Below are 11,781 nucleotides of genomic sequence, written 5' to 3'. Positions count from 1 at the left end.
GCACTGTCCGGGCGGGAGACTACCCGGTTTTTTCCAAACGCCAAACGGGGTTACGTTTCAGGACGGCGATCTGTTCGGCGCTCAGCGCGTCAGATTTTCGATCGGGAAGATGGCGCAGGTTTCCGTGCCGTGGGCGAGCAGCTTGCCGTTTCCATCCCGCAGCCACGCCTCGGAGGTGGCGATGGTGCGGCCGCGATGCACGATCTTTCCCTCGCAGAACACCACGCCCATGCCGGGCAGAACGGGGCGCACGAGGTTCAGCTTGAACTCGATGGTCGTATAGGCCTCGCCCGGCTTGATGACCGAGAAGACGGCGCAGCCGAGGGCCGAATCCATCACCGTCGCCGTCCAGCCGCCATGCACGGTCCCGAGCGGATTGAGGTGATCGGCCGACGGCATGCCGGCGAAGACGACGCGGCCTTCTTCCACCTCGGTCATGCTGAAGGCAAGCGTCTTTGCCATCGACGGCGCGGGAAGCTCGCCGGCGAGCATGGCCTTGAGCACCTTCAGCCCGCCGTCGCGCTTTACCACGTCGAACGGCAGCGTGCCGATGCCGCCGACCGTCAGCCCCGGATAGATTTCGACCGTCATGCACTTGCCTCTTTCGGTTGATCGTCTCGCTGCACGCCGAGCGCCTTCAGCGCCGCCTGCACGAAGCCCTCGCGGGCGCTTGCAAGCTCCAGTCCGCGCGGCTCGCAGACATGCCGGTTGAGGAAGAAGGCCGTCAGCCGGAACCCGTCGGCAAGCGCGGCGGCATCGGCCGCGTGCCGGCTCTCGTCGCCGAGGAAGGCCGGCAGCGCCAGCATCTTGTCCGCCCAGGGGCCTCCGGCCTCGCGCGAGACGGCGCGGCCGGATTTCGGCGAGACGAAGCAAAGGTTTTCCCGCGTGCCCGTCGCGGCGCATTCGAGGAGGTCGAGGCCGAAGCCGAGGTCGTTCAGCACGGCAAGCTCGAAGCGGATGAAGAGTTCGCCCGCATCCACCGGCTCGTGCAGGTGGTCGAGGATGACGGAGAGCGCCTCGTAGAGATGGGGGTGCGGATCGCGCTCCGGCAGGAAACGCAGCAGCGCGGCCATGGCCTGCACGCCGTAGACGGCGGTCGCCGTCTCCATCAGACGGCCGGCGCGCAATTCGACCGGCTCGACGCGGAATTCGCCGAGGTGTTCGTCGAGCCGCGCCCGCCAGGTCACGTCCACGGAATTGCCCGGCTGGAGCACCGGCTGCATGGTGCGCGAGCGGCCGCCGCGGACCATGCCGAGATGCCGCCCGCGCCCACGCGTCATCACCTCGGCGATCACCGACGTCTCGCCATGGCGCCGCACGCCCAGAACGATGGCCTCATCACTCCATTGCATGGTGAAGCCTTACGCCCTCGGCCTTCCGGCTGCAAGCGGATGTGACGCCGCGATGCGGCGGAAGGAAGCGTGGCCCGATGGCAACACCTAAGCCCTTGCCATAATTTCGCTTTTTTCTCGCCCTGCCCGCGCCCGCTTTGCCTTCAAAGAAGCGCCGAAAGGCTCTTAAAGCCAGATTGCAGACTTGAAATGACAGGTGCCCAACTCATGTGTGTGTCTCGCGCCCGCTCTTTTGCGGCTCTCCGCTCCCTCACCTTCCTCGCCCTTGCCGCAACGCTCGGCGGCTGCGCCACCACCGCAAAGCCGGTGAAGAAGGGGCCCGCCCCCCTCCATGTCGCGATGTACGGGCCGCATCCCGAGGAACGCTTTCCGCTGCCGGCCATGGACATCAGCCGGGTGAACCCGAAATATTTCCGCCAGCTTGTCGCCTACCAGACGGCCGAGCCGGTCGGCACGATCGTCATCGACACGCAGAACCGCTTCCTCTACCTCGTGCAGGACGCGGGCATGGCGATGCGCTACGGCATCGGCGTCGGCAAGGCGGGGCTGGAATTCGAGGGCGCGGCGCGCATCGGCCGCAAGGCGGAATGGCCGCGCTGGACGCCGACGCCCAACATGATCAAGCGCGAGCCCGAACGGAACCTCAAATGGGCGGGCGGCATGGAGCCCGGCCTGACCAATCCGCTCGGTCCGCGCGCGCTCTATCTCTATCAGGGCGGCAACGACACGCTCTTCCGCATCCACGGCACGTCCGAGCCGTGGTCGATCGGCAAGGCGGTTTCGAGCGGCTGCATCCGCCTGTTCAACCAGGACATCATCGACCTCTACGGCCGCGTGCCGAGCGGCAGCCGCGTCGTCGTGCTGCAGCACCAGACGCCGGCCGATCAGGCCGTGCCGATGGCCGCGGTCGACGGCTTCGCGCCGCCCGCGGCCATCTAGTTTGTCGACGCAATTCCGGACGGAAAACCGCTTCGCATTTTTCCTGGAATTGCTTTGCTACCAGGCATCCGGCTCGCGCACCATGTGCACGATATTGGCCGGGTTCATGACCCATCCGCCGCGAAAGCCCTCGCCCAGATCCTCTACGGCATCGCAGCGAACGACGCCGTTCTGCTCCAGATGCCCGAGGGCAATCTTGTGGTCCGGCGTGAAGAGCTCCAGCCAGACCTCGGCCTGGCTGTAGTTCGGCGCCTCGTCGATCCACAGCCGGTTCGGCCCGAGCAAGAAGCCCCTGGCCGGCGGCTTGTCGTCGAACGGTTCAAGGCCGACGACGTCGCGGTAGAAGGCGATGGTCGCCTCGTATTGGTGCGAAGGCACCTTCATGGCGATGTTGATGCCGCCCTTGATCTTCGCTGTCATGACACGCTCCTAGATGAAATCCTGCTGCTCAGCGGCGACGACGCCCTTGAGCTCGCTCGGGTAATAGCCTTCGCGCAGGTTGATGCCGTATTCGACATAGGCCTTCATGCAGGCGAGCATCTGCGACCAGCCCTCGCAATTCATGTAGGAGGATTTCTGGCCGCGCTCGTTCTCGCGCCATCCGGTCTCGCCGATGGTCACCATCGTGCCGCCGTCGTCGAGTGGCTTGAAGTGCATCTCGACGCGCGTCTTGTAGGGCTCCTCCCCTTCGTCGACCATGGCGTCCCAGCGAAAGACGATAAGGGCGTCCTTCTCCACCTTGTCGACGATGACCGGAGCCATGTCCCACCACGTCACCGTCGTGCCTTCGACGAGCGGCGCACTCGCGCCGCCGATCGTCGTGAAATAGCCGCTCAGCTTTTGCGGATTGACCACCGCATCGAAGACTTCGGCGACCGGCTTGCCGATTCTCCCGTTCACGCGAAATTCCAGCGTCATGCCGTCCTCCTTCGGGGCGTACCGCCCTCCTCGATCTTGTACTGGGATAAAATATGTTATAAAAACATAACATGTCAAGCGAATCGAAAGAGGAAGCCGTCTTCAAGGCGCTCGCCAACGGGAAACGCCGGCAGATGCTGGACGCGATCCGGCACGCCCCTCTGACGACGGGCGCGCTGTGCGAGAAATTCCCGGAAATGGACCGCTGCACGGTCATGCAGCACCTCAAGGTGCTGGAAGAGGCAGAGCTCGTCATTGCGCGCCGCGAGGGCCGCGAGCGCTGGAACCATCTCAACGCCCTGCCGATCCAGGCGATCCACGACCGCTGGATCAGCCAGTATGCCGGCCATGCGATGAACGTGCTCTCGGCGCTGAAAGACGGGCTGGACGGCTGAGGCGCCGCCCTGCCGGCGGCGCCCGCGCGGATCAGACCTCGGCGGCGATGCGGCCGATCTCGGCGATGACGGCGTTGCGCTCGTCGCCGGAAATGCCGGGCATTTCGCAAAAGGCGGTGACGACGACCGCGCCGCGATCCGGCGACTAGGCGACGGCCACATCGTTGGCGTTTCCGGCCTTGTCGCCGTTCGTGCCGGTCTTGTCGCCCGTCATCCATGTGGCCGGGAAGCCGGCGCGAAGGCGGGCATCACCCGTCTTGTTCATCACCAGCCAGGCGGCGAGCTGCGCCTTGGAGCGCGGCGAAAGCGCGTCGGTAAAGAGCAGCTTACGCAGCGTCTCGGCCATGGCGACGGGCGTCGTCGTATCGCGCTCGTCGTCCGGCGTCTCGTGATAGTTGAGCGCCGGCTCCGTGCGGTCCAGGCGCGTCACGTCATCGCCCAGGCCGCGCAGGAATTCCGTCACGGCCTTCGGCCCGCCGGAGGCGGCCAGAAGAAGGTTGGCGGCGGCGTTGTCGCTGAGCGTGACCGTCGCCTCGCAGAGTTCGGCGATCGACATACCATCGCCGCCCACACGCTTTTCGACGGCCGGCGCCCACTCGACGATGTCAGATTTCTTCACGACGATGCGCCGGTCGAGCGTTTCCTCCTCGCGGTCCACGCGGGCGAGGATGTGGCCTGCCAGCAGGGCCTTGAACGTGCTGCACATCAGGAAGCGTTCGTCCGCGCGGTGGCCGAGCCGTGCGCCGGTGGCGAGATTATGTATGGCAACGCCGATGCGGCCCTCGTGGCGCGCTTCCAGTTCGGCCAGCCGCTTTTCCATCCCGCTACCGCCCGAGGCACGCGCGGCGCCGGCGAGCATGGAAACCGCGGGAACGGCAAGGAGAGCGCCGGCAATCGCCCGCCGGCGTGAAATCGTGATCGTCATATGCATTTTCCTGTCTGTCGGACACCGCGGCGCATTGCGCCGCCGGCCCGTTGAGCCCGCCCATGCCGCGACTATGCGCAAACGGGTGGGTCAAAACAAACGACGATTTCTGCCGGCAGCCATTAGGAAAATTTGGCCTTACTTCCGCTTCATCGCCTCGGCGAGCGCCGCGCCGAAGGCACCCTGCGACGGCGCCTGCTGCTTGGGAGCGGCCTGGCTGAACTTGGGTTTCATCTGCGCATCCCTGTCGCCGCGCGGAGCGTTGTCGCGGGCGGCGGGCGCGCCGCCGTCCTTGCGCATGGTGAGGCCGATGCGCTTGCGCGGCACGTCCACCTCGGTCACACGCACCTTCACCACGTCGCCGGCCTTCACCACTTCGTGCGGGTCCTTGACGAAGCGGTCGGCGAGCTGGGAGACGTGCACGAGGCCGTCCTGGTGCACGCCGATATCGACGAAGGCGCCGAAGGCGGCGACGTTGGTCACCGTGCCTTCCAGCAGCATGCCGACCTTGAGGTCCTTGATGTCGTCCACGCCATCGGCAAAGGTCGCGGTCCTGAATTCCGGGCGCGGGTCGCGGCCGGGCTTTTCGAGCTCGGCGAGGATGTCCTTGACGGTCGGCAGGCCGAAGCGCTCGTCGACGAAGATTTTGGGATCGAGCGTCTTGAGCGCCGCGCTGTCGCCCATCAGCGCGCGCACATCGCGCCCGCAGGCGGCGACGATCTTCTTGGCGACGCCATAGGCTTCGGGATGTACCGAGGAGGCATCGAGCGGCTCCTTGCCGTTCGGGATGCGCAGGAAGCCGGCGCACTGCTCGAAGGTGCGCGCGCCGAGGCGCGAGACCTTCATCAGCTCCTTGCGGCTTTCGAACGGGCCGTTGGCGTCGCGATGCGCGACGATCGCCTCGGCCGACGACTTTCCGAGCCCGGAAACTCGCGCGAGCAGCGGCGCGGAGGCCGTGTTGAGATCGACGCCGACCGCGTTCACCGCGTCTTCCACCACGGCATCGAGCGAGCGCGAGAGCTTGCCCTGGTCGACATCATGCTGGTACTGGCCGACGCCGATCGACTTCGGCTCGATCTTGACGAGCTCGGCCAGCGGATCCTGCAGACGGCGGGCGATGGAGACGGCGCCGCGCAGCGAGACGTCGAGGTTCGGGAATTCGGCCGCCGCCGTTTCCGAGGCGGAATAGACCGAGGCGCCCGCCTCCGAGACGATGACCTTGGTGGGTTTTGGCGCGGGGAGCTGCGCCAGCATGTCGGCGACCAGCTTCTCCGTCTCGCGGCTGCCGGTGCCGTTGCCGATGGCGATCAGCTCCACCTTGTGCTTGCGGATGAGGCTGGCAAGCTCGGCCTGCGTGCCGCGCACGTCGTTCTTCGGCGGGAACGGATAGACCGTCGTCGTCTCCAGCACCTTGCCCGTATTGTCGACCACGGCGACCTTGACGCCGGTGCGGATGCCCGGATCGAGGCCCATCGTGGCGCGCGTGCCGGCGGGGGCGGCGAGCAGCAGGTCCTTGAGGTTGCGCGCGAAGACGCGGATCGCTTCCTCCTCGGAGCGCTCGCGCATCTCGCGCATCAGGTCGAGCGACAGCGACATGGAGAGCTTGACGCGCCAGGTCCAGCCGATGACCTCCGCCAGCCACTTGTCACCCGGCTTCGTGCCGAGGGCGTAGAAGGAGGCGATGATGCGCTCCACGGGCTTGACCGGCTCGGTATTGTCCAGATCGACGACGATATCGACCGACAGGAACTCCTCGTTCCAGCCGCGCAGCATGGCTAGCGCACGATGGCCCGGCACGTTCGCCCAGCGCTCGGTATGGTCGAAATAGTCGGAGAACTTGGCGCCGGCCTCCTTCTTGCCCTCGACTACGCGGGAGCGGAGGTATGCGTTGTCCTTCATGTATTCGCGCAGGCGCTTCAGGAGATCGGCATTTTCCGTCAGTTGCTCGGCGACGATGTCGCGCGCGCCTTCCAGCGCGGCCTTCACGTCCGGCACCTCGGCCGAGATGAACTTTTCCGCCAGTTCCGCCGGCACCAGTGCGCGGTCCGCCAGGATCGCATCGGCCAGCGGGCCGAGGCCGCGTTCACGGGCGATCTCCGCCTTGGTGCGGCGCTTCGGCTTGTAGGGCAGGTAGATGTCCTCCAGCTCGGCCTTCGTCGTGACGGCGGCGATCTTGGCCGTCAACTCGTCCGTCAGCTTGCCCTGCCCCGCGATGGATTCGAGGATGGAGGCGCGGCGGGCCTCCAGCTCGCGCAGATAGGTCAGCCGCTCGGACAGAACGCGAAGCTGCGTATCGTCGAGCCCGCCGGTCACCTCCTTGCGGTAGCGCGCGATGAAGGGCACGGTCGCGCCCTCGTCGAGCAGCCCGACGGCGGCGGAAACCTGCGCGGATGTCGCCTTTATCTCGGCGGCGATCAGGTTCGCGATCTTGAGCGGTGTCGGGGCCATGTCGAACTCCTCTGGATGGTGCGGGGCGACCATAGTGAGCGCACGGCGGAAGGCCAACCGCAGGACCGTCACGTCCACAATATATCACGATAGCACGGCGGTACGGCTGCATCAGGGTTGAACGGACAAAAAGGGGAGCTTACCGGTTGTAACTCTTCATAAAGTCTTGCCGCCTATCTTGTCCGGCATAGGGGATAACGGGGCCTTCGGCATGCGCGGCGCATTTCTTGCAGCAGTCTCATCGACGGCCTTCGCCATCGCTGCCCCGGCAAGCGCGGCGACGCTCAATCTCCTCATCTGGGAATCCTACATCGACGAGCAGATCCTGAAGGATTTCTCGGCCAAGACCGGCATCGAGGTACGCCAGACCTTCTACGACAGCGGCGATGCGCGCGACGAGATTCTCGCCGACCCCAACAGCAATGTCGATGTGGTCGTGACCAACGAGAACGGCGCCAGGCTCTACGGCAACCGCGGCATCATCATGGCCGTCGACACGAAAAACGTGCCGGCCCTGAAGGACTATGCCGACAGCTGGACGACACGCTGCGGCGGCTATGGCGTGCCCTATCTCTGGGGCACGATGGGCATCCTCTACCGCTCCGACAAGATCACCACGCCGCCGACCTCCTGGGCGGACATGATGAAACCGGCTGAGAGCCTGCGCGGCCATATCGCCATGTACGACGACCACGCCGAGGCCTTCGTCGCCCCGCTCGTGCTGCTCGGCAAGTCCGTCAACGCCAACGACAACGAGACGCTGAAGGCAGCCTACGAGCTGATGAAGGCGCAGCTGCCCTACGTGCTCACCTACGACTACGTCATCACCTCGGTCCAGAGCGCCGACAAGGGGCCGAACATTTACATGGCGCTCGGCTACAGCGGCGACCAGTACACCCTGAACGACAAGGTCTCCGCGCCGGGCCTCTGGCGCTACGTCGTGCCGAAGGAAGGCACGCTCTCCTGGCTCGACTGCATCGCCGTCAGCGAGCGCTCGCAGAACAAGGAGCTCGCGCTGAAGCTCGTCGACTATATCAGCAGTGCCGAGAACGGCGCGCGCAACGCCATCACGCTCAACATGCCGACCGCGAGCACCGCCGCCCTGGCGCTGCTGCCGCAGGACGTCCGATCCAATCCCGAAATCTATGCCGCACCGGAAATCCTGGCCAAGAGCCAGCTTCAGGAGGAACTGACCGTGCAATCGGTCCAGGCCCGCCGCCGCATCATCAGCAGTCTGGCCCAACTCAGTGACGCTCGGTAAACGCGCCCTCGCCCTCATCTTCCCGGTCGTGCTGGCAGGCTACGTGCTTGCCGCCTCCCTCATCTATTACGTCCAGAGCTCCTCGATCCTCGGGCTGGAGCGCGCGCGCCTCTGGCAGCAGATGGGCCTCCTGACCGCCGTCTTCCAGAACGAGGTCACGCAGAACCGCAGCTTCATCTATTCGCTGGTCGAAGGCGGCGCGGTCCGGCTCTTCATCAACGAGCCCGACGCGGCCTACCGCAGCACCGCGCTCGGCGTGCGCCTGCAGCAGAGCATCACCTCGCTCTCCGACGACCGCAAGCGCTTCATCTCGGTGGCGATCATCCGCCCGCCGCTGACGGTCGATTACTATTTCGAGGACAGCGACGACCCGTTCGCAGAAATCACCCCGCAGCAGATGGAGCATGCCCGCCAGGTTATCGCGAGCCCCCGGCTCTCCTCCTGGAACTATCTCGACGAGGCCGGTATCGAGCCGTTGATCGTGCATTCCGAGTTCATCGATCCGCTCACCTTCAACCGCCCGGTAGCAAGCGCCAAGGGCGGCGCGATCCTGGTGCAGACGGCTGTCCGGCCAAAAGCCTTCCTCGACATGAAGCGGGCGCTCGAAAAGGAATACGGCGCGACGGTCGATATCGGCCAGCACCAGTTCCTGGCGAAGGGCGCGCTTTCGGCGACCGCGACGCTCGGCCCTTCCCTCTTCGCCCGCCTGACACCGGATCCCGCTTTCCTCAACAACCGGCTCGCCACGCTAAAGACGCTGCTGGCGCTCGGCGCGATCGCGCTCAGCCTGTTCACCATCGGCCTCGTGCTGCTGCTCGTGCGCCGCTACATCACCAATCCTATCGCCAGCCTCGACCGTCAGCTCACCGACGTGATGACCGGCAGCCGCAGCGCGCTGCCGGAAATGAACGAGGCCGGCGAGATCGGCCGCCTCTCGGCGAACGTCAAACGGCTGCACGACCACTCCATGCAGTCCTTCGACCTCGTGCAGAACGCCTCCTGGACGGACACGCTGACCGGCATCTCGAACCGGGAATATTTCAACATCCGCTCGACGCAGATCATCGAGGAGGCGGAAGCCGAGGATATCGGCTGCACCCTGCTCTTCATCGACGTCGACAACTTCAAGTTCGTCAATGACAAGCACGGCCACAAGATCGGCGACGAGCTGTTGAAGACGCTGGCCGACCGCATCTCCGCCATCGTCGACCGCGTCGTTGCCGAGCGCGGGCTGCCGCATGGCCTGTTCGCCCGCCTTTCCGGCGACGAGTTCGCCATCATGCTGCGCTGCCAGCCGGGCGGCGGCACGATCACCGAGATTTCCAACGCGATCCTCGACCTCTTCGCCGAGGGCTTCGAGGTGCTGGACAAGGCCTATCCGGTGACGGCCAGCATCGGCATCGCCGTCTATCCGGAAGATGCCCGCAACCTGCCGGAACTCATCGCCAATGCGGATGCCGCCATGTACCAAGCGAAATCCCAGGGCAAGAACGGCTCGGCCCGCTATTCGCGATCGCTGCACGAAAAGCGCAACCGCCAGCGCCGCATCGAGGAGGAATTGCGCATCCTCGACCCGGACGACGAATTCCACCTCGTCTACATGCCGATCGTCGACGGCCACGGCAAGGTGACGGGCTGCGAGGCGCTGCTGCGCTGGAACTCCCCCCTGCTCGGCCGCGTGACGCCGGACGAATTCATCCCCATCGCCGAGACGACGGGCCTGTTCAGCAAGATCGACTGGTGGGTGATCGACCGGGCAATGGCGGAGTACGGCCAGATCCGCAAGCTCTTCGGCGCGGAAACGGTCCTCTGCATCAACATCTCGTCCGCCGAACTCTACACCAAGTCGATCAGCGACCATTTCTGCGCCTGTGCCGACCGGCATGGCGTGGAAGCGCGCATGATCGAGATCGAGCTGACGGAAACCTTCGCGGTGAAGCTCGGCGAGCAATCGCGCCGCAACATCGAGATCCTGCGCGCACGCGGGTTCCGCATCTCCATCGACGATTTCGGCGCGGGCTACACATCCGTGCAGCAGATCATCGAGTATCCGGCCGAGACCATCAAGCTCGACCGCGAGCTTGTCGAAAGCCTGACCCGCTCGGCCGCCTTGCCGACGCTGCGCGCGCTCGTCGCGCTCTGCCATGCGCAGGACATGTCCGTTATCGCGGAGGGGGTCGATACGACCGAGAAGATGGCCCTGCTCGCCGCCGCCGGCTGCGATCTCTACCAGGGCTATCTCATCTGCAAGCCCCAGCCGATCGAGGAGCTTGGCATCTGGGCGATGCAGCGGCTGATGGAGAAAGCGCGCGAGATGACGCAGACGCTGGAGCTTCGGGCGCGGGCTTGAGGCTGGTGGACGCGGCCTACCCCCCCTCTGCCCTGCCGGGCATCTCCCCCTCAAGGGGGGAGATCGGCAAGAGGTAGGAGCCTCGTTCAATCAATAGCGCTGGAAATGGGCAGAGCGTTGCTCCATCCAATCTCCCCCCTTGAGGGGGAGATGCCCGGCAGGGCAGAGGGGAGTGAGCGTCCCCCAATGAAATCCCATTCCGTCAGGACGTCGGGAAATCCAGGCCCATTTCGCGGAAGCGGGCGGGGTCGTCGCCCCAGTTCTCGCGCACCTTCACGAAGAGGAAGAGGTGCACGGGCTGTTCGAGGATTTCCGACAGCTCCTTGCGCGAGGCCATGGAGATGGCCTTGATCGCATCGCCGTTCTTGCCCAGCGCGATCTTCTTCTGGCTGTCGCGCTCGACATAGATCACCTGCTCGATGCGCACGGAGCCGTCCTTGCGCTCCTCCCATCGCTCCGTCTCGACATGCGAGGAATAGGGAAGCTCCTGGTGGAGGCGCAGGAACAGCTTCTCGCGGGTGATTTCCGCCGCGAGCTGGCGCATCGGCAGGTCGGAAATCTGGTCTTCCGGATAATACCACGGTCCCTCGGGCAGCGCCGCGGCGAGATAGTCGAGCACATCCTCGCAGCCCGAACCGTTCAGCGCCGAGATCATGAAGGTGCGCTCGAACTTGACGACCTCGTTTGCGGCCGCGGCGAGCTTCAACAGGTCCTCCGGGTTCACCCGATCGACCTTGTTGAGGACGAGGATCTTCGGCTGGTGGACCTCCTTCAGGCCCTCCAGGATCGTCTCGGCGTCGCCCTTAAGGCCGCGCTCGCTGTCGATCAGGAACATGATCACGTCGGCATCCTTGGCACCGCCCCAGGCGGTCGTGACCATGGCGCGGTCGAGCCGGCGGCGCGGCTTGAAGATGCCGGGCGTGTCCATGAAGACGATCTGGGCGTTGTTGTGGATGGCGATGCCGCGCACGATGGCGCGCGTCGTCTGCACCTTGTGGCTGACGATCGACACCTTGGCGCCGACGAGGCGGTTGACCAGCGTCGACTTGCCGGCATTGGTCGCGCCGATGAGCGCCACGAAGCCCGAATGGGTCGGGCCCTCGCCGTTCGTGCCGTTCCCGGCGGGGTTGTTCTGTTCTTCGGTCATCTTGTCCGTCAATCCTGAAGCATTTCCACGAAATGCCTCGTCCTTT

Annotated in this window: 10 protein-coding genes and 1 pseudogene; 4 read left to right on the top strand and 7 right to left on the bottom strand. The window is 65.4% G+C overall.

All coding sequences use genetic code 11. The features are described 5' to 3' along the window. Positions 1-81: 81 nt before the first annotated feature. Complete coding sequence (locus Q9316_RS06025) at positions 82-591, bottom strand: PaaI family thioesterase (protein WP_306034325.1); 510 nt, start codon at positions 589-591, stop codon at positions 82-84. After that, positions 588-1,352 carry a DNA repair protein RecO gene (gene recO / locus Q9316_RS06020; RefSeq protein ID WP_306034324.1) on the bottom strand — a complete coding sequence of 255 codons (765 nt, stop codon included), beginning with the start codon at positions 1,350-1,352 and terminating at the stop codon, positions 588-590. Before recO ends, Q9316_RS06025 begins: the two co-directional genes overlap by 4 nt. 207 nt (positions 1,353-1,559) lie before the next feature. Here recO and Q9316_RS06015 point away from each other — a divergent pair, with 207 nt between their 5' ends. After that, the gene (locus tag Q9316_RS06015; protein WP_306034323.1) at positions 1,560-2,291 is read left to right on the top strand and encodes a L,D-transpeptidase; all 732 of its coding nucleotides are present in this window, start codon (positions 1,560-1,562) and stop codon (positions 2,289-2,291) included. Positions 2,292-2,348: 57 nt separating this feature from the next. Here the strand turns inward: Q9316_RS06015 and Q9316_RS06010 are convergent, their stop codons facing one another. Both Q9316_RS06010 and Q9316_RS06005 read right to left on the bottom strand, forming a co-directional pair. After that, complete coding sequence (locus Q9316_RS06010; RefSeq protein WP_306034322.1) at positions 2,349-2,711, bottom strand: hypothetical protein; 363 nt, start codon at positions 2,709-2,711, stop codon at positions 2,349-2,351. 9 nt (positions 2,712-2,720) lie between these two features. Continuing rightward, positions 2,721-3,209: an SRPBCC domain-containing protein gene (locus tag Q9316_RS06005; protein WP_306034321.1), complete on the bottom strand. Its 489-nt coding sequence runs from the start codon at positions 3,207-3,209 to the stop codon at positions 2,721-2,723. Between the two features lie 71 nt (positions 3,210-3,280). On the opposite strand from Q9316_RS06005, the gene Q9316_RS06000 reads away from it, so the two are divergent. After that, positions 3,281-3,604: an ArsR/SmtB family transcription factor gene (locus Q9316_RS06000; protein ID WP_306034320.1), complete on the top strand. Its 324-nt coding sequence runs from the start codon at positions 3,281-3,283 to the stop codon at positions 3,602-3,604. 31 nt (positions 3,605-3,635) lie between these two features. Here the strand turns inward: Q9316_RS06000 and bla are convergent. Together bla and Q9316_RS05990 are read right to left on the bottom strand one after the other, a co-directional pair. Next, a pseudogene (gene bla / locus Q9316_RS05995) lies at positions 3,636-4,529 on the bottom strand (BKC/GPC family carbapenem-hydrolyzing class A beta-lactamase). A gap of 138 nt (positions 4,530-4,667) precedes the next feature. Beyond that, positions 4,668-6,977: a Tex family protein gene (locus Q9316_RS05990; protein ID WP_306034318.1), complete on the bottom strand. Its 2,310-nt coding sequence runs from the start codon at positions 6,975-6,977 to the stop codon at positions 4,668-4,670. A gap of 211 nt (positions 6,978-7,188) precedes the next feature. On the opposite strand from Q9316_RS05990, the gene Q9316_RS05985 reads away from it, so the two are divergent. After that, positions 7,189-8,238, top strand: coding sequence for a polyamine ABC transporter substrate-binding protein (locus Q9316_RS05985; protein WP_306034317.1), 1,050 nt, complete (start codon positions 7,189-7,191; stop codon positions 8,236-8,238). Next, the gene (locus Q9316_RS05980) at positions 8,225-10,588 is read left to right on the top strand and encodes a putative bifunctional diguanylate cyclase/phosphodiesterase (protein WP_306034316.1); all 2,364 of its coding nucleotides are present in this window, start codon (positions 8,225-8,227) and stop codon (positions 10,586-10,588) included. The genes Q9316_RS05985 and Q9316_RS05980 overlap by 14 nt, the downstream gene beginning before the upstream one ends. A gap of 202 nt (positions 10,589-10,790) precedes the next feature. On the opposite strand, the gene era is transcribed toward Q9316_RS05980, so the two are convergent. Beyond that, positions 10,791-11,735, bottom strand: coding sequence for a GTPase Era (era, locus tag Q9316_RS05975; protein WP_306034315.1), 945 nt, complete (start codon positions 11,733-11,735; stop codon positions 10,791-10,793). Between the last annotated feature and the right edge of the window lie 46 nt (positions 11,736-11,781).

The sequence above is a fragment of the Shinella zoogloeoides genome, assembly GCF_030733845.1.
Taxonomy (GTDB): domain Bacteria; phylum Pseudomonadota; class Alphaproteobacteria; order Rhizobiales; family Rhizobiaceae; genus Shinella; species Shinella zoogloeoides_C.
This window is presented reverse-complemented; position numbering and strand designations above follow the sequence as displayed.